At 45.3% G+C, this 18,571-nt stretch carries 18 protein-coding genes; 17 read left to right on the top strand and 1 reads right to left on the bottom strand.

Features of this window, described 5'->3' with window-relative positions; translation table 11 throughout:
* The first annotated feature begins 3 nt into the window (after nucleotides 1-3).
* From dapF to T487_RS0103145, 17 genes are all read left to right on the top strand, one after another.
* Complete coding sequence (gene dapF, locus T487_RS0103230; protein WP_031573971.1) at nucleotides 4-813, top strand: diaminopimelate epimerase; 810 nt, start codon at nucleotides 4-6, stop codon at nucleotides 811-813.
* On the top strand, nucleotides 803-1,789 hold the full coding sequence (locus tag T487_RS0103225) for an aspartate-semialdehyde dehydrogenase (protein WP_031573969.1): 987 nt from the start codon (nucleotides 803-805) through the stop codon (nucleotides 1,787-1,789). Before dapF ends, T487_RS0103225 begins: the two co-directional genes overlap by 11 nt.
* Nucleotides 1,786-2,664 carry a 4-hydroxy-tetrahydrodipicolinate synthase gene (gene dapA / locus T487_RS0103220; RefSeq protein ID WP_031573967.1) on the top strand — a complete coding sequence of 293 codons (879 nt, stop codon included), beginning with the start codon at nucleotides 1,786-1,788 and terminating at the stop codon, nucleotides 2,662-2,664. Before T487_RS0103225 ends, dapA begins: the two co-directional genes overlap by 4 nt.
* 15 nt (nucleotides 2,665-2,679) lie before the next feature.
* Complete coding sequence (dapB, locus tag T487_RS0103215; RefSeq protein WP_031573963.1) at nucleotides 2,680-3,402, top strand: 4-hydroxy-tetrahydrodipicolinate reductase; 723 nt, start codon at nucleotides 2,680-2,682, stop codon at nucleotides 3,400-3,402.
* A complete protein-coding gene (dapD, locus tag T487_RS0103210) occupies nucleotides 3,399-4,109 on the top strand; it encodes a 2,3,4,5-tetrahydropyridine-2,6-dicarboxylate N-acetyltransferase (RefSeq protein WP_031573960.1) in 711 nt (236 codons plus the stop codon). Before dapB ends, dapD begins: the two co-directional genes overlap by 4 nt.
* 4 nt (nucleotides 4,110-4,113) lie before the next feature.
* The gene (locus tag T487_RS0103205; protein ID WP_031573957.1) at nucleotides 4,114-5,316 is read left to right on the top strand and encodes an aspartate aminotransferase family protein; all 1,203 of its coding nucleotides are present in this window, start codon (nucleotides 4,114-4,116) and stop codon (nucleotides 5,314-5,316) included.
* Entirely contained in the window at nucleotides 5,303-6,430 is a 1,128-nt protein-coding gene (locus tag T487_RS0103200) for a M20 metallopeptidase family protein (RefSeq protein ID WP_031573955.1), read from the top strand. The genes T487_RS0103205 and T487_RS0103200 overlap by 14 nt, the downstream gene beginning before the upstream one ends.
* 474 nt (nucleotides 6,431-6,904) lie before the next feature.
* Complete coding sequence (locus tag T487_RS0103190) at nucleotides 6,905-9,181, top strand: putative bifunctional diguanylate cyclase/phosphodiesterase (protein ID WP_031573952.1); 2,277 nt, start codon at nucleotides 6,905-6,907, stop codon at nucleotides 9,179-9,181.
* Between the two features lie 147 nt (nucleotides 9,182-9,328).
* On the top strand, nucleotides 9,329-10,030 hold the full coding sequence (locus T487_RS0103185) for a Crp/Fnr family transcriptional regulator (protein WP_031573950.1): 702 nt from the start codon (nucleotides 9,329-9,331) through the stop codon (nucleotides 10,028-10,030).
* Nucleotides 10,031-10,164: 134 nt separating this feature from the next.
* On the top strand, nucleotides 10,165-11,487 hold the full coding sequence (locus T487_RS0103180; protein WP_242848004.1) for an L-cysteine desulfidase family protein: 1,323 nt from the start codon (nucleotides 10,165-10,167) through the stop codon (nucleotides 11,485-11,487).
* A gap of 142 nt (nucleotides 11,488-11,629) precedes the next feature.
* Nucleotides 11,630-13,027 (top strand): hypothetical protein, encoded by a 1,398-nt coding sequence (locus tag T487_RS0103175; protein WP_031573945.1) that lies wholly within the window; start codon nucleotides 11,630-11,632, stop codon nucleotides 13,025-13,027.
* Nucleotides 13,028-13,123: 96 nt separating this feature from the next.
* The gene (locus tag T487_RS0103170; RefSeq protein WP_031573942.1) at nucleotides 13,124-13,609 is read left to right on the top strand and encodes an LURP-one-related/scramblase family protein; all 486 of its coding nucleotides are present in this window, start codon (nucleotides 13,124-13,126) and stop codon (nucleotides 13,607-13,609) included.
* A 25-nt stretch (nucleotides 13,610-13,634) separates the two neighbouring features.
* Nucleotides 13,635-14,138 carry an immunoglobulin-like domain-containing protein gene (locus T487_RS15720; protein WP_051651459.1) on the top strand — a complete coding sequence of 168 codons (504 nt, stop codon included), beginning with the start codon at nucleotides 13,635-13,637 and terminating at the stop codon, nucleotides 14,136-14,138.
* Between the two features lie 210 nt (nucleotides 14,139-14,348).
* Entirely contained in the window at nucleotides 14,349-14,804 is a 456-nt protein-coding gene (locus tag T487_RS0103160; RefSeq protein WP_031573938.1) for a hypothetical protein, read from the top strand.
* Nucleotides 14,805-14,932: 128 nt separating this feature from the next.
* Entirely contained in the window at nucleotides 14,933-15,169 is a 237-nt protein-coding gene (locus T487_RS0103155) for a single-stranded DNA-binding protein (protein ID WP_479725065.1), read from the top strand.
* Nucleotides 15,170-15,226: 57 nt separating this feature from the next.
* Nucleotides 15,227-16,726 (top strand): DUF1538 domain-containing protein, encoded by a 1,500-nt coding sequence (locus T487_RS0103150; protein ID WP_031573932.1) that lies wholly within the window; start codon nucleotides 15,227-15,229, stop codon nucleotides 16,724-16,726.
* Nucleotides 16,713-17,378, top strand: a complete 666-nt coding sequence (locus tag T487_RS0103145) for a P-II family nitrogen regulator (protein ID WP_031573929.1) — start codon at nucleotides 16,713-16,715, stop codon at nucleotides 17,376-17,378. The genes T487_RS0103150 and T487_RS0103145 overlap by 14 nt, the downstream gene beginning before the upstream one ends.
* A gap of 114 nt (nucleotides 17,379-17,492) precedes the next feature.
* On the opposite strand, the gene T487_RS0103140 is transcribed toward T487_RS0103145, so the two are convergent.
* Entirely contained in the window at nucleotides 17,493-18,518 is a 1,026-nt protein-coding gene (locus tag T487_RS0103140; protein WP_031573927.1) for a YeiH family protein, read from the bottom strand.
* Nucleotides 18,519-18,571: the final 53 nt, after the last annotated feature.

The following is an 18,571-nucleotide window of genomic DNA, read 5'->3' as shown; positions in this document are numbered from 1 at the left end:
ATTATGAGATTTGTCAAATATCACGGTACAGGTAATGATTTCATCCTTCTGAAGGAGGAAGACACCTATGGGGAAGACTATAGTGCCCTGGCTAGGAAGATGTGTCACAGAAACTATGGGATTGGCGCAGATGGGCTCATTGTAGCCAGTTATTCCAAGACCCAGGACATGAGAATGCAGTACTACAATCAGGATGGAAGCGAAGCGCCTATGTGCGGCAATGGATTACGGTGCTTTGCGCGATTTGTTCACGAGGAGGGGCTGGAAAGGAAAAGATCCTTCACCGTGGAAACCCTCGGTGGAGAAATGTCAGTCCAAATGGGGAGTTCCTATGAGAATATAACAGTTTCCATGGAACTGCCATTAGAAAGGCTCTTCTATCCTCATGCCGTCGAGAAAATCAGACTTGGTGAGGCAAGGTCCTTAACAGTTCGCGGAAACGACTATGAGCTCTATGCACTTTTTCTGGGCACGCTCCATGGAGTGGTCTTTACAGACAAAGAGGTGTCAGAAGAAGAGGCCAAAGAGCTTTGCCATCATGAACTTTTCCCGGAAAGAATCAACGTGAATTTTGTGAAGAGCACAGGAGAGGCAGGTCTCCATGTGAGAACCTATGAGCGGGGTGTGGGGTTCACTTTATCCTGCGGTACCGGGGCCATGGCTTCCGCCTACATGGCAAACCTTGTGGAGGGCTTTCCAAAGAATATTTCAATAAGGGTGCCAGGTGGAGACCTTTGGGTGAGCCTGGATGAGAAAGTGCATCTCACTGGTCCCTCAGTGAAGATCGCCGAAGGAGTGATGTATGTTGAGTAAGCTTAATATTGCCATTGTTGGTGCCACGGGAAGGGTGGGAAGGACATTTCTTCAGGTGCTTCCTTCCATGGGGCTGCCTCTGGGAGAAGTGGTTTTATTTTCTTCCCATGCTTCTAAAGGAAAAAAGCTTCCATGTGGGGAGAGGATCCTTGTAGTGGAGGAACTCACAGAGGAAGCCATCGATGAGAAGAGATTTCAGTACGCACTGTTTTCCGCAGGAGGAGATATCAGTAAAGCCTTTGCCCCGCTGTTTAGAGACAGGGGGATCCAGGTCATCGACAACTCCAGCGCATTCCGTATGGAAAAGGATGTGCCCCTGGTAGTACCTGAAGTGAATCCGAAGGAGGCCATGGGACAACTTCTCATCGCCAATCCCAACTGCAGCACCATTCAGTCGGTTCTGCCTCTGAAAGTAGTGAAAGATCTCTTTGGACTGAGGAGAGTCTCCTACACCACCTACCAGGCAGTATCCGGTTCGGGGCAGAAGGGTGTGGAAGATCTGAAAAGAACTCTGAAGGGGGAAGCACCTTCTTTCTATCCAAGAAGCATTGCGGGAAACTGCATTCCTCAAATTGATGAGTTCCTTGCAGATGGGTATACCAAAGAAGAAGTGAAGATGATAGAAGAAACAAGAAAGATACTGGAGCTGCCAAAGCTTCCGGTTACAGCGACCTGTGTCCGGGTGCCTGTGGAAAATGGGCATAGCGTAGCGGTGAATGTTACTTGTGAAAAAGATCTGGATCTTGAGGTTTTAAAAAGAGCTTTTCAAAGAGCAGATGGGATAATTTTCTATGAAGATGGATATCCTGTGGCGGAAGACGCCAATGGAGGAGACGAGGTTCTGGTGGGACGGCTCAGGCAGGATGAAAGCATGGGAAAAAGTCTCCATTTCTGGTGTGTGGCGGACAATGTGAGAAAAGGCGCTGCCACCAACGCGCTGCAGATACTGAAGATAGTATGGGAGGAGAGATCATGAGTTTATTTATTGGAGCAGGAACAGCCCTTATTACTCCTTTTTCAGGAGGAGAGATCGATTATGTGACCTTGGAGAGGCTCATAAACTGGCAGATTGAAGAGAGCATAGATGCGATCATCATCTCAGGCACCACAGGAGAGTCTCCGACATTGTCCAGAGAGGAGAAAAAGAGTCTGCTGGATTTTGCCCTAACGACGGTGAAGGGCAGAGTGCCTGTCATTGCGGGTACAGGAACAAACAGCACCAGTGACAGCATTCTATTATCAAAGGATGCGGAAGCCCTTGGTGCCGACGGACTTCTTGTGGTGACACCATATTACAATAAACCCAGTCAAAGAGGACTGTATGCCCATTATGAGGCCATTGCAGAAGCAGTGTCTCTTCCAGTGATCCTCTATAACGTTCCAGGAAGAACGTCCGTGGACCTTTTGCCGGAAACCGTCATCGCACTTTCTAAGATCCCAAATATCACAGGACTGAAAGAAGCATCGGGAATGCCTCAACGAGTGGAGATGCTGAAAGGAAATGTGCCCGAAGGATTTAGAATCTACACGGGCAATGATCCGGAGATTGCTGAGTTCATGGAGAGAGGTGCCCATGGAGTCATTTCAGTGCTCTCCAATGTGATGCCTCGCCTTACACATACTCTGGTATCTGGATCTCTAGAGGGTAAAAAAGAGGAAGCAAGGACTCTTCAGAAAAAAGCAGAGAGACTCATCGAGGCTCTCTTCATGGAAACAAACCCCGTACCTGTGAAGGAAGCTCTGGCATTCATGGGATTTGGCAATCCAGAGTTTAGACTTCCTCTGGTAGGGCTGGAAACACATCATAGGGAAGAGCTTTATGAGGTTTTGAAGCAGTATGAAGTAGTGTAGAAGGAGGGGAGACAGATGAAAATTGCACTATTTGGCGCCAGTGGACAGATGGGTAAAGTACTGACAGAGCTGCTTTTAGAACTTCATCCCAAATGGGAGATCCTTCCGGTGACGAAGGGGGAAAGCGTTGAAGATCTATCGGCAGCGGATGGAGCCCTGGATTTTTCAAAAGCAGAAGCCCTGCCGGAGGTTCTTTCGTACTGTATCTGTCATGAGATTCCTCTTGTCATGGGGACCACAGGCCAAAATGAGGAAGAACACCTTGCCATCATGGAAGCGTCAAAAAAGATTCCTCTGTTCTATAGTGGAAATTTTAGTGTGGGCGTCTATGTCATGGGTATTCTTTTGGAGAAAGCTGCAGAGCTTTTGGGGAAGGATGCCGATGTGGAACTTGTGGAAAGTCATCACAGGAAGAAAATGGATGCGCCCAGCGGTACAGCGAGGATGCTTCTTCAGTCCATTGAAACAGGTAGGGGAGCGTCACCTCTTATTTATGGCAGGTCCGGTTCAAGTCCTAGAAAAAGTGGAGAGATTGGTGTCCATGCCCTCCGTGGCGGCACCATCGTCGGAGAACATGAAGTGATGTTTGCACTGGAGAGTGAGGTGCTTACGATAAAGCATCATGGAGAGTCAAGAAAATTGTTTGCAAAAGGAGCTGTTCAGGCTTTAGAGTTTATGCTGAATCGGTCTCCAGGGTATTACACCATGGAGGATCTGATGAAAGGAAGAGTAAGATGAATGAATTGATACTAACAGATGCCTATGCCATTGCGGCCTATATAAAAAATGCAGTGAAAAGTACTCCGGTAAAGCTGTATGTGAAAGGAGATTTTGAGGACAGCGACTTTACGGGATTGAAAGTCTTTGGTGAAGGAAGAAGCAGAACTCTATTCGGAGAGAGCAGGGACATGGATGTGTTTCTTCAGAACTGTCAGGACAGAATCGAAGAGATGGTGCTGGAGAATGACAGAAGAAACTCAGCCATTCCGCTTCTGGACCTGAGGAAAGTGGATGCCAGAGTGGAACCAGGAGCGTATATCCGGGAACATGCTGTCATTGGAAAAGGGGCGGTGATTATGATGGGGGCGGTGATCAACATCGGCGCAGTCATAGGAGAAGGAACCATGGTGGATATGAATGCAGTGGTGGGAGCTCGGGGAACCATAGGGAAAAATTGTCACATCGGTGCTGGTGCTGTGGTGGCGGGCGTCCTGGAACCTCCTTCAAAAACGCCAGTAATCATAGAAGACGGCGTTCTTGTGGGAGCCAATGCAGTAATTCTTGAGGGGGTCAGGATCGGCAAAAATGCAGTGGTCGCAGCGGGGGCCATTGTCACGGAGGATGTGCCGGAAGAGAGTGTTGTGGCGGGGTCTCCTGCAAGGATCATCAAACAGAAGGATGAAAAAACCAAGGAGAAGACAAAAATTCTTGATGATTTGAGGTGATGGTATGAATCTTCTAGACCAGGACCGGAAATATATTCTGCCCATTTATAAAAGACTCCCCCTTGAGATTGTGAAGGCTGAAGGGATGATCCTGACGGATCAGGAAGGCAAAGAATATCTGGATTTTTATTCCGGCATCGCAGTGCATACCCTGGGGCATAGAAATGAAAAAGTGCTGGAGGCCATGAGAGTGCAGATGGAGAATTTTCTTCATCTTTCCAATTACTTTGCTGCCCCATCTGCAGTGACACTTGCGAAACTTCTTGTAGAAAACAGTTTTGCAAGCAAAGTGTTTTTTGCGAATTCAGGAGCGGAAGCCAATGAGGCCATGCTGAAACTTGCCAGAAAATACGGCAGAAGCATTCGGAAGGATAAAGTGAAGTTTGTGGCGCTGGAGAAAGGATTTCATGGCAGAACCTACGGGGCCATGAATCTCACAGGGACCCCAGCGTATCGGGAGCCCTTCGGAGAAGCTCTGGAAGGCATTACCCATGTAAGGATCAATGATGTGGATGGGCTGAGAAGCGCTGTGGATCAGAATACCTGTGGTATTTTTTTCGAAGTGATTCAAGGGGAAGGTGGCCTTCGTGAAATGGAGGAGCCTTTTGCTCTGGAGCTGAAGAGACTCAGTGAGAAATTTGATGCACTTCTTCTTGCAGATGAAGTACAGACAGGGCTTTATCGTACAGGAACACTGTTTGCATATGAGACTTTGCCTCTTACACCCCACGCCATGACTCTGGCAAAGGGATTGGGGGGAGGTCTGCCATTGGGTGCGCTACTTCTTTCAAAAAAAGTAGAGCATGTGCTTCGTCCGGGAGACCACGGATCCACCTTTGGCGGCAATCCTCTCGCCTGTGCAGCAGGTGCTGCGGTTCTAGAGGAAATCCTGGAGAAGGAGTTTCAAGAAAAGCTGAAGGTTAAAATGGACTTGTTTCTGGAAAAGCTCAAAGCGCTTCAGACAAGGTATCCGGAGGTAATCAAAGAAATCCGGGGAAGAGGATATATGGTGGGGCTTGATGTCGGTGAGGCTTCGGAGACCATCCGGGAGGAGGCAATGAAAAGGCAGCTTCTTCTAAATATTACAGGGGGAACGGTTCTTCGCCTTCTTCCGGCTTTAACTATGGAGAAGAAGGAAATGGATCGGTTCTTCTTAGTGATGGAAGAGATTTTGAGTACTTGGGAGGGACGATATGGATCAGAATGAACTGCTGATTTTTGTGAAAAAAATACGCCGGAATCTTCATGAGATTCCGGAATTGGGCTTTGACCTGCCAAAGACCTCCCGCTACGTGAAAGAGGTTCTGGTGTCTCTCTCCTATGATCCCATCCCGGTGGCTCAGACTGGGTGGGTAGTCCATATAGAGGGAGAAGTGGAAGAGGCGGTGGCTTTTCGGGCGGATATGGATGGTCTGCCGGTCCATGAAGAGACCAATGTGGACTATCTGTCCAAGCATCCAGGAAGGATGCATGCCTGCGGTCATGACGGCCATATGGCCATGCTCTTGGGTTTTGCAAAGCTTCTAAAGGAGAAGGAAAAGCCTTACTATAGTGTGGTGCTGCTTTTTCAGCCAGCAGAAGAAGGTCCTGGGGGTGCGAAGGTGGTGCTGGAAGAAGGGATCCTTCAGAGACTTAAGGTGAAGCGGATTTATGGGTTCCATCTTTATCCGGGTCTTTCGGAAGGAATCTTTGGTCTATGCAGCGGACCCTTTATGGCAAGAAATGGAGAGTTTGATGTGGAGATTCTCGGAAAGAGTGCCCATGCAGGACTTCCTCAGGAGGGGCTGGATGCCTTAGTGGCTGGCAGCGCCATTTTAAATGGTGTTTCAGAGATAAGGACCAAAAGAATCGCGCCCTTGTCCCCTGGAATCATTCATATCGGAAAGTTCACGGGAGGCACCGCGAGGAATATCGTTGCCGGTAGTGCTCTTCTTGAAGGAACCATCAGGGCTTTTGATAAAGGGGCCTATGAGGAGATGAAACAAGGGATTAGAAGGCTGGTGGACGGGATCGCGTATATCTCTTCCTGTAAGATCACACTGACCATCCGTGACTTCTATCCAGAGGTCAGAAATTCACCCCGCCTTGTGAAAGAAGTTTGTAAGCTGCTGAAAGAGGAGGAATACAGCATCCTCTCCCCGCTGTTGCTGGCAGAGGATTTTTCTTTTTATCAGGAAGAAATGGACGGTGTCTTTATGTTTCTAGGAACGGGGAACGATGCTCTAGGATACAGCCATTCTCTTCATCATGAATCCTTCAACTTTCGAGAAGAGGTACTGCTAAAGGGGATTGCCCTGTATGAGAAAATTCTATTTAGATAGAGAATGGCAGAAGGAACCGTCTGATATGTCGGTTCTTTTTTTATGACCCGGAGTTCGAGAGACAAAGAGTATCTTTAAGTGAGGATACTCTTTTATATTGCATCAGAGTTGGCATGCTTTGGAGCCTTGTCGAATAGAGAAGATACATGACACAGTTTAAACTATATAAATATAGTTTTAAAAAAATTAAAATAAAACTGAAAAAAATAGTCGATGAAATTGAAATTTAGTCTGGAGTTTTTATTCATATATGTATAATATGCAGGAAAGCTTTAGAAAATCAACCATTTTCGTGATTAAATGAAGCATATTCTGGGGGTGATTTCTTTATTCACAGAATAATATGTTAAATTTTCATATTTGATTATTTTGTTTCTTGAAACAGAACATTCATAATATTCATTGACAACCCAGTGCTCTGTTGATAAATTTAAATTAATATTTAATTAATTTAAAAAAGAAGTTGGTGAATATATGAGGAAGAATAGAAAAAAGAAACTGCATTTTCTATATTTTCTGGTGCCTTGTCTGCTGCTGTTTGTTCTATTCACTTCCGCCACGTACCTGATTGTGGAGAATCGCGTCAAGAATCAGTATGAGACCTTTGAGACCTCCTCGGAAAATCTTGCCAGAAGCTATAAGACGACCATAGAAACCTATTCAGAAGCTTACCTTATGTTCAAAGAAATTCTCGGTCAAAAAATGAGAGCTGCTGCGGAGTCAGTGCTGTTTTACGATGGAGTCATGGATGAAGAGAATCTGAAGGTTCTCGGAGAAAAACTGCAGCTGGATGCCATCTATCTATATGATTTAGAAGGAACTCTTGTGAGCAGTATGGACGGACAGTTTGTAGGCTGGAGTCCTTCGCCGGGGCATCCAGTGGAGAGATATCAAAAAAGTGGAGACTACTACATGGAGGAGAACATCCGCCAGGATACAGAATCAAAACTTCACTATAAATATGTGTATATCAGAAGAGCAGATGGATACTTTTATCAGCTAGGGGTACTTGCAGAAAATATCAATGGTTTCATGGCCCAGTTTGAGTCTCAAGCCCTTTTGGACGAGATTTATAAAGAACATGAACCTTATCTAGTGCTTCTATTAAACCGGGACGAGACCGTCCAGGCCTCCAGTGAGCTTTCCTATATAGGAAAGAAGTATGGCGATCTTTCTCTTCAGACAAATCGGGCAGAAGCCTACAGAACGGGAAGAACAGATATAAAGGGCATACCTGTTTTTCTCACAGTGACTCCGGTGGCGGCCAAGGAGGAGGAAGGTCTTCTTCTACTGGCCTGGGATCTTCGAGGGATGGATCTTGAAGTGGAAAAGATCATCTTTTACGGGGTTCTCATTTTCATTGTGATCTTTCTTATTGTCACTGGGACACTGTACTATGCATTCAAGAAGAGAGGAAAGCTTTACGAGATTGCATATTATGAGGAAAGAACAGGGCTTCCCAATGAGCAGTTCTTCAGAGAGTATGTGAATAAAGAAATCCACAATCATCGGCTACAGGGGAAAGATTTCATTCTGCTTCATCTGGAAAACCTTGCCATTCTTAGCCATACCTATGGGCATGAATATGGGGAGCTTCTTCTAAAGGAAGTTTCAGAGAGGATCCGGACACAAATGGGCATAGACCAGGAGCTGTTCTTCCTGGATGGAGAATATCTGGGTATATTCTGTGAAACCACCAGCCGTGAAGGCAATCGAGATTTTCTCAGAAATCTCCAGGAACTGTTTTCACGGGATTTCTCCGCCGAAGATGAAAGAGACAGATTGCAGGTGAAGATTGGCGTTGTGCCTGATATCGGACACTTCAGAACCTCAGCGGCGCTCCTAAAAGCAGCGACCATTGCCGCAGGAAAAAATACGCACCATGATGCGGAGAGCATTCCTTATTTTGATGAGAAAATGGAGGAACATGCGGAAAGGGAAAGAAGTATCTTGAGAAATCTCAGGCTGCTTCTGGAGGGAAAAGACCACAGCAGAGACAGGCTTTTCCTGCACTTTCAACCTAAAATCAGTCTGGATACCGAAGAAATCATTGGATTTGAGGCGTTGGCAAGATTCAGGATTCCTGACTATGGCATGATCCCGCCTTTGGAGTTTATTGAAATCGCAGAAAGAAATCATCTCATCTATGACTTGGGACTTCTCATTTTACGTGAAGCTTGTGCGTTCTTAAGGGAACTGGATGATGCGGGAATGAAAAGAAGGACTGTTGCTGTGAATATTTCAGTGCTGCAGCTTTTGAGAAAAGAGTTCACCGCCCACGTAGAAGAAGTGCTGAAAGAGTATGAGATTGATCCGGAGATGCTGGAATTTGAAATCACAGAGTCCATCCTTTCTGACAACTTTGATCTCATCAACCTGAAGTTGAGGCAGATCAGGAAAAAGGGCATAAAGGTGTCCATGGATGATTTTGGCACAGGCTTCTCCTCCCTGGCGAGGCTTCGGGAGCTATCCATAGATGCCGTGAAGCTGGACAGGCATTTCATCAGCAGAATCAAGGAAAATGAGAAACCTTCTTACATTTCCATAGATATCATTTCCATGGCCCATCGTGAAGGACTGAAGGTGGTGGCAGAAGGTGTGGAAACAGAGGAGCAGCTGGACTTTTTAAAGAAGTATCAGTGCGATTATGCCCAGGGATACTATATCAGTATGCCATTGGAGAAGGATAAAGCTCTGGAGATGCTCATAAATGAAAAGCGAGGCAATGGGTTCAGAGAACTGTCCTCTTAGAATAGAGAAATATATGGTAAACCCCGGTGGAATCCGGGGTTTATTCAAATTTTCCTGAGATATGGAGCTCTCACTTAAGGAACAATATCTGATTGGATTTGGAGTATAATAGGTAGAGATAGAATAAAATGGATGGAGGTAATTTGTATGACGGAAGTAACCTGTGGTCATGGCTGCAGCCATGGACTCAGCGAAAAAAGCTGCATCAGCAGGGTGCCGATCTTCAATCACCTGGAGGAAGACAAAATGGAAGAAATCTCTGCGCTCATTGAAAGCCTGTCTTACCGTAAAGGGGAGCTGGTGTATCAGGCGGGAGAGACTTCTGATGCCCTTTATATCATCAGCCAGGGCAGAGTGAAGATCTACAGGCTTTCAGAACAGGGGAAAGAACAGCTCTTAAGGATTCTTCAGCCAGGAGACTTTACAGGGGAACTGGCACTCTTTAATGAGAAAGTCCATGACTCCTATGGAGAAGCTCTGGAAGATACCCGAATCTGCAGCATCCGGAGGGAAGATCTTCAGAAACTTCTTCTGAAGTATCCAACCATCTCCATGGAGATCCTCAGTGAGTTCTCGAAGCGTTTGGATGCCCAGGAAAAGCAGACAGCAGCCATTGGCACAGAAAAAGTAGAAACAAGGATTGCACTGTACCTTCTAGATCTCATGGAGAAAAATCAGGAGGAGATCATCACACTTCCCATGATGAAAAAGGATTTGGCCTCCCTTCTTGGCACAACCCCTGAAACCATCAGCAGGAAATTTTTAGAGTTCGAAGAGAAAGGGCTCATGGCATCTCTTCCGCAAAACCGTATCCGGATTCTCCAAAAAGAGGCCCTGAGAAACCTCTGATGTGTGCAGGATGACGACTGATGTTCTAGCTGTGAGAATGACTGGAAGGTGATGATGAAAAAGTTCGGGATTCTCTTGATTTACATTCTGTTTCAAGGGAAATCCGGTGGAACTTTCCGTGCTTCACCGTTATAATGGGAAGTAACAAAGGGGAATTATCGGGGGATTGTGATATGTATGAACATGCTTTTCTGGAAGTGCTCGATCGGGAGCTTGTTGTTGCTTTAGGGTGTACAGAGCCCATTGCCATTGCGCTGGCTTCTGCCGTTGCCAGCAATCATCTGAAAGAACCGCTGGAGTTTCTTGAGGTCTATGCCAGTGGAAACATCATCAAGAACGCCATGGGTGTCTCCATTCCAGGCACAGGGAAAACCGGGATGAACCTTGCGGCAGCGCTGGGGTCTTTGGGGGATGCGGACAGAAAACTTGAAGTTCTGTCTGGCATCAGCGAGGACAATATTCTGGAAGCCACCCAAATGATCTCTGCAGGCAGAATTAGAATCAATAAGGCAGATATACTGAAAAAGCTCTATATTGAGGTCCATGCAACGTCATTACATGGGTACTCAAAAGTCATCATCGAAGACAGGCATACCAACATCACGCATATTGAAGCTGATGGTGAGGTGCTTTTTGATCTCAAGGAACAGGTTCTCCAGAAAGAGGAAGAATACAGCTTCATGAATATGGAGACGATTTTGGAGTTCATCGAGAGTGTCCCAGTGGAGAAACTGGGCAAAGTGGAAGAAAGCATCCGGATCAACAAGAAAATCGGAGAAGAGGGAATCCGGAAAGACTACGGACTGAAGGTCGGAAAAACACTCTTTGAAGCCATGGAGAAGGGTCACCAGTCCAATGACCCCATCAATTATGCCATGGCTCTGACTTCAGGAGGCTCTGATGCAAGAATGGCCGGTTCTTCGCTCAGCGTCATGAGCAACTCCGGAAGCGGAAATCAGGGAATTACAGCGACTCTTCCGGTCATTGCTTTCTGGGAGAAAATGAATCTTTCAGAAGAGCTTCTTCTGCGCTCCGTGGCTCTCAGCCATCTCATCACCATCTACATGAAAACCAAGTTCGGCAGGCTCTCCGCTCTATGTGGAGCAACCATTGCCGCCACAGGAGCCAGCTGCGGAATTACGTATCTTCTGGGTGGGAAGAAAAAGGAGATCCATGGCGCCATCCAAAATATGCTGGGAAACGTCACAGGAATGATCTGTGATGGAGCCAAAGGCGGATGCGCCTTAAAAGTGGCTACCTGCACCAGTGCAGCTTGCATGTCTTCCACCTTGGCCTTAAGCGGCATCGCCATTGGGTGCCAGGAAGGAATCATCGAGGAAGATGCGGAGAAAACCATTGAGAATCTGGGGATTCTCAGCTGTGAAGGCGGAAAAGAAGCGGACCGGATCATTCTTGGTATCATGCTGGATAAGGAAAATAAACGAAAAACCACATAAGAACACATAGGCTGAAGCTTTTTTCATGAGAGCTTCGGCCATTTTTTCGGGAAATCATCAGAGAAAGTCTGATAACTTCATTATTTTGTTAAGACTTACGCAAAGAGTATGATAAAATGATAGAAAGAGGTGAAGAGACTATATGCGTAAAAAAGCTTTTGTGATTGTTTTGATTCTGTTTTTTTCCTTCGGCAGCATACATGTATGGGCGAATTCAGCTCCGGTCTACTGGGAATCATCACCATCTTCCAATGTGATGATTGTGGAGGAAGATTCTCCCATCTCGGTCCTGAAAGAGAATCTGACCTTTGATTTCAGAGAGAACTTGTTAGAAGATTATTCCATCGTAGCCAAAGCGAACGCAGAGTACACCATGAAGAATACGTCAGAGAAGGAGATCACATCGGCCATGGTTTTTCCCTACTTCGGAAATTTTTCAGGAAGCAGAAAACCTGGGGGAGAAGTGCTTGTGGATGGAAGTCCCGTGCCATATACCCTTTATTATGGAGACGCTTATCGGAAGGAAAATCTGGAAGAGGAGAAGCTTGATCTGAAAGGTGCGTTGAATGAGATGGAGACAGGCAGCTATGAGCCTGTGAATTTCAGCTTGGATGAACCTGGTGTCCTCTATCAGGTAACCTTCAAAAACCTAAAGAAAGATCATTTTACAGGAAAGGTGTCTTTCTCCTTGGAAGGATCAGAAAAGGTATTTGCAAAGAATCTCAACAGTTATGGATATTCGGCGGACCAATATGATATTGGCACTTCGGTCCGATATCAGGATACCATTGAAGTATTTCTGCTGGGAGATGCACTGGATCTCATACCGGAAGCCCACACCTTTGAAGGCGTAAGGCTCACAGAGAATGAGGATTATACGGTGGAGATTACGAAGAAAAGCATGCTCTTTCAGGATTATTATGAAGAGATGATTGCAGATAGTGAGTATCTGGGATATTTTGTCATAAACAATCAGACGGAGAGGAATTTTTTCCTGAAGAATCTCGATGATGCCTTTGGTTCAGCAAGACTTGTGACGGAGGATGATCTGGCACAGTTTCTGCACGAGGAGCGGCTTATTTTCCTTTACTACGAAACACCTTTTCAGGCGGGGGAAGAAAAGACCATCTCCATCTCTTATGAGGCTGGTGGAGCCATGGACCGCCGCAGTTCAAAAGATCCTACCTACACTTTTGAATACCTCTTGAGTCCTGCAGGATATTTCAAGGATTTCACGAACCTAACCCTTCGTGTGCTTCCTTCTGAAGGATACCCTTATGTGATTTCTTCTAGTTTGCCTTTGGACAAAAAAGAGAATGGTGAATATGTTGGCGTCTTTGACACCCTTCCAGAGAAGGAGCTCACTTTTACGATGTATCGGGAAGAGAAAATCACCTTGGTGGACCGCACCGAAGGATTTCTTTCAAGAAACTTCTATTCTTTTCTGTTTTCTGGTGGAGTCCTTCTGGTGTTCCTGGCCGCTTTAATCGTAGGGCTTGGGATTCGGGGGCTTATCCGGTTCAAGCGTCACAGCAGGTAAGACGGTAAAGAATCACTACCCAGGAAGAAACCAGCCAGGTGAAGCGATACAAGAGCTCATAGTAATAAAAACTGAGAAAACATAAAGGAGAAAACAATGAAGCTATATATGAAACAGAAGGTATTTTCCTTCGCAGACAGGTTCTACATCAAAGATGAGGAAGGAAGAGACCGCTACTACGTGGAAGGAGAGCTTTTCTCCTGGGGGAAAAAGCTTCATGTCTATGATGAGAGTGGCCAGGAGGCTGCTTATATCCAGCAGAAAGTATGGAGTTTTCTGCCAAGATTTTATGTGTACATAGATGGGCAGGAAGTGGCTGAAATCGTCAAGGAACTGACATTTTTCAAACCTTCCTACAGCATTGAGGGACTCAACTGGCGGGTATCCGGTGATTTTTGGGATCATGAGTATGAGATTTACGAAGGAAATGATTTTGTGGTATCTATTTCTAAAGAATGGTTCACTTGGGGAGACAGTTATGTGATTGATATTGCGGACCATGTGGATGAAAGGTATGCATTGGCGGTGGTATTGGCCATCGATGCGGTGATTGCGCAAGCCAGTGCAGCAGCTTCCAGCTGATAAGTAACTTAAGGAGTGAATCCAAATGAAGAAAAAAAGGATCGTAGAATGTCTCTGCCTTTTGACGTTGCTGCTCTTTACCGGATGCAGTGGTCCAAACCAGACGGAATCATCTGGTGAAACACCCAAACCTCCTTCTTCACTTCCACTGGAGAAAGAGGGAGAAGAGATTGTAGAGGGCATCACCATGAAGCTTGTGGAAGGTACGGTATCCCCTAAAGGCCTGGAACTGGAATTTCTGAACATAACAGACAGAGAAGCTCTTTTTGGGGAGGATTTCATACTTCGAAAGCTTGTTCAGAATCAGTATGAGGATCTTCCGGTGGTCATTGAAGGGGACTATGGGTTTGAAGATATCGGATATGGGCTTCCCAAGGGAGAAAAGGTCCTTCATGAGGTGGAATGGGTCTGGCTGTATGGAGAGCTTGAAGAAGGAACCTATCAGCTGGAGAAAAAGATCATTCTACGAAAAGAGGACAACGGCATTGAACTTGTTCCGTACTTTGTTGTATTTCAAATCCTTCAGTAGATACAGGCTAGACATGCGCATGGAAGATGAAACTGGATCATTTTAGCAGTGACGTATCTTCTCAAGTAGTTCTTCCCAAATGGGTAGAGAAGAGAAGAAATTGGGGTATCACTTCTGAGTGTAATTGTGGAATAATATTCAGATACCTCATACAAGAGCATGAAGCTCGGGTTCCGGTCCCAAAATGAAGAGATAAAAGGAGAAGAAGAGATGTCTGAAAACAGAAAAAGAGCTTATTTATCGATGTTTTTTGGAACAGTCAGCCTTGTTGCATTGGTACAAGCTTACTATGATGAATGGATCCCTGTAATCATCCTGTTTGCCCTTTCTGCAGCAGTTGGTTTATTTGATGGGATCAACAGACTTATGATTGAAAAAAAGTTCAGAAAGCTTGAGATGATCGAAGATGTGGAAGAGCATTCCGTATTCTATACGTTGTGTCCAGAAAAACTCTCGCTCTGTAGATGGTTCATCCTAGGAGCGGCAGTTCTTAATGTGGTAGCCTGTGTTCAGAGTTTCTGGATACTGAAATTTCACTACGTGTCCTTTTTTCTCTTGTACTATACGCTGTATACTTGCTACTGTTATCATGATATTCGAAAGACCATAAAAGAGAAGAAATGGCAAAGGTTCCTTGAAGAGTATAAAGTACGGGGATTTGAATGAGGAATAGGAGATGCAAAGGCTTCAGTTGATCTGGAGTCTTATTTTTATAAATTTGGACAGGAACCTCATCTGTGGTATACAATAGATACAACAACATTGTTAAGAATATTTAAGGTAAGGTGCGTATAATGAATGTGGATGTTCTTTTAGAAAGAGCACTTTCTGAAGTCAAGTTATTGAAAGAAGAGGAGATTTTTCTTGTGAAAGATCTCTTCAAAGGATATGAATGGAACAGGATTCCTGTAAAGGACAGACTCCTTCTGGGGACGCTTTTTCTTCATGAAGTTCATAAAGAAAAAGTTCCAGTCATTGCGGTGGAGAAGACTTCTTCTCATCAGCAGAGATACCAGAGAATATCCGGCTGAATGTAACTTGGCCAGCTGCCTGAAAAGGCAAATCTGACTAGAGAAAGGATGACGGTTTTGTATGTAATTAAATCTAAATTCATGGAGGTGCTGACCTCTGTGCTTCCCATCACAGTGATGGTACTGCTGCTTCACTTTACACTGACCCCCATGGAGGGACCCATGATCGGGCGGTTTCTTTTTGGCGCAGCGCTCATCATGGTGGGGCTTACTCTGTTTCTCATTGGTGTCGATATTGGGGTAACCCCCCTTGGAGATTATACTGGAACAGCACTGGCCAAATCCAATAAATTATGGATTGTGCTTATTGCCGGTGCCGTACTTGGTTTTTTCATATCCATTGCAGAGCCAGGGCTTCTGGTTCTAGCCAATCAGGTGGGGTTTGTCACCTCAGGACAGATCAGCTCCATGAGTATTCTGATGATTGTTTCCATCGGACTTGCTCTTATGCTGGCGCTTGGTTTTCTTCGTATTTTTTACAATTATCCGCTCTATAAGATGCTGATGATATTATACGTTCTTATTTTTGGTCTTTCAATTTTTACCTCCAGAGAGTTTCTTGCCATCTCTTTTGATGCTTCTGGCGCAACCACGGGAATACTGGCGGTGCCATTTATACTCTCCCTTTCCTTGGGTATTTCTAAAATGAAAAAAGACAGCAAGGCGTCTGAAAAAGACAGTTTCGGACTGGTAGCCATCGCTTCCACCGGTGCAATTCTTGGTGTGATGCTTCTGGACCTGTTTACGAAGAATACATCCTTTAATGCAGATATTGAGTCTGTAGTTACTGTTTCGGATTCTATTCTGAAGCCTTTCATTGCACTGATACCGGATATGCTGTTTGAAAGCATCATTGCCATGTCACCACTGGTGGTTATACTTCTCGTACTTCAGAAAGCAGTGCTTAAACTGCAAAAGAGAGAGTTCCGGAAGATGGTCACTGGGTTTATTTATGGATTCATTGGGCTCGTGATTTTTCTCATTGGTGTCAATGGCGGGTTCATGGATGTGGGTACTTTCATAGGAACAGCACTGGCGTTACTCGATAACAAGATACCCATTGTGGTCATCGGATTCATCATTGGACTGGTGACGATTCTAGCAGAACCTGCGGTTCACGTTTTAACACATCAGATTGAAGAAGTCACCAGCGGGTATGTCAAAAGAATTGCGGTTCTTGTGCCTCTTTCTCTTGGTGTTGGGCTCGCAGTGGCACTTTCTGTCATCAGAATCCTTATTCCTGAAATTCAGCTGATGCACTACCTTGTGCCAGGGTACATCATTTCACTTGGGCTCATGTTCGTAGTTCCCAAACTTTTTGTGGGTATTGCATTTGATGCTGGTGGCGTAGCCACGGGACCCATGACAGCCACATTTATCCTAGCTTTTGTCCAAGGAGCGGCACATGCCTATGAAGGAGCCGATATGCTGGTAGATGGGTTTGGGATGATCGCCATGGTGGCCATGGCACCCATTATTACACTGCAGCTTCTGGGACTGGTATTCCAGAGTAAAGCAAAGAAGAAAGGAGCGGTGAAGGAACATGAAATCCATTAAAGATATTCTTGGTTTTCAACTGATTTACGTCATTGTCGATTATGGTTTAGGGAGTAAAGTGCTCCAAAGCGCAAAAAAAATGGGCGTATCTGGTGGAACGGTTTTCCATGGGAAGGGTACTGCAAACAGTTCTCTTTTGAAGTTTCTTTCACTTTATGAAGAGAGAAAAGAGATCATTCTATTGGGTGCAGAAGAAACCCTTGCAAAAGAAGTCATGCAGAAGCTAGATCAAAAGTTCCATTTTGAGAAACCGAATCATGGAATTATGTTCTCCATACCTGCATATGATGTCTATGGGTCCAGCTGCAACGTGCGCCATGATGGGATAGAAAGAGAGGTTGAAAAGTTTATGTATCAGATAATCATTACGGTGGTAAACCGTGGTCTGGCAGAGGATGTCATAGATGCAGCCAAGGAAAAAGGCTCCAAGGGCGGAACGATCATCAACGCAAGAGGGTCTGGTATCCATGAAACCATGAAGCTGTTCAATATGGATATTGAACCAGAAAAAGAAATGGTGATCATCTTATCAGAGAAGGAAGATATGAGAGGAATCGTGGATAATATACGGAAGAAGCTTTCCATAGATGAGCCTGGAAATGGCATCATCTTTGTACAGGATGTAGCCGAAACCTATGGTATATATCAGTAGACACAGAATATTGAATTCGCATTAACAAGCATAGAAAAAAGGGATTCGCTGAGAATCCCTTTTTTGATGAGGCAGACGCTCTAAGAAGAGAATCAGCTCTGTATTTCCATAGCATCAGATCTGGCCCATCATCAGCTGAACCAGGAAGGAGACCACCACCACCAGAAGCGAGATGAGGAAACCGTGAACCATGGGTTTAAAGCCTGACTTGGTGACCTCGCTGAAGTTGGTTTTAAGACCGATGGCGCCTAAAGACATAACCATCAGAAGCTTGCTGAAAGAGGTAATCTGGCTGCTCACCGCATCAGGCACAATCCCCGTGCTCTTGATGCCCACCATGAGCAGGAAAAATAGGATGAAAAATGGGAAGATGCTTTTGAGATCCACTTTATTCCGCGCATGTACAGGACCTTGTGATGCAGTTTTTCTGCTTTCCACCCTTGCGTGGATATAAGAGAAAATCAGCACCACTGGCACAATGGAGAGAGTACGGGTGAGCTTCACAATGACAGCGTACTGTCCTGCAGCATCAGAGAATGCATAGGCTGCAGCCACCACAGAAGAGGTATCATTGACAGCGGTACCGGACCAGAGTCCAAATCCAAGATCACTCATCTGGAAAAATCTGCCCATGATGGGGAAGAGAATTACCATGAGAATATCAAAAAGAAAGGTTGCAGAAATACCGTAGGCAATGTGGGCGTCCTCCGCTTCAATGACAGGCGCGATGGCAGCAATTGCAGAGCCACCGCAGATGCCTGTGCCTGCTGAGATGAGGCTGGAGAGTTTCCAGGGAAGACCCATGACTTTACCAAGGAGATATCCACCAAGGAAGGCAGAAGCTAGAGTGAAGGTCATGACCACCAAAGAAAACTTTCCAACAGAGAAGATCTGGGAAAAACTTAGCCCGAGACCCATGAGAACGATGGAGAATTTCAGGATTTTCTTGGAGGTGAACTGAACACCTCCAGAAAAGTTCTTGTTTCCTGAGATGAACGGGTTAATGACCATACCCAATAGGAGAGCAAAGACACCCGCACTGATGAGATGTCCGGGGATGATCTTCTGAAGCTGATTTGCTGTCAGCGCTAGTAATAATGACAATAGAATTCCGGGAAGCAGTTTTTGTATGTTTTTCATTGTATGTCCTCACTATTTCATATGATGTCTTGATTTTAACATGTTTAAACTAT

This window comes from Proteiniclasticum ruminis DSM 24773, assembly GCF_000701905.1.
GTDB classification, from domain to species: Bacteria; Bacillota; Clostridia; order Clostridiales; family Clostridiaceae; genus Proteiniclasticum; species Proteiniclasticum ruminis.
This window is presented reverse-complemented; position numbering and strand designations above follow the sequence as displayed.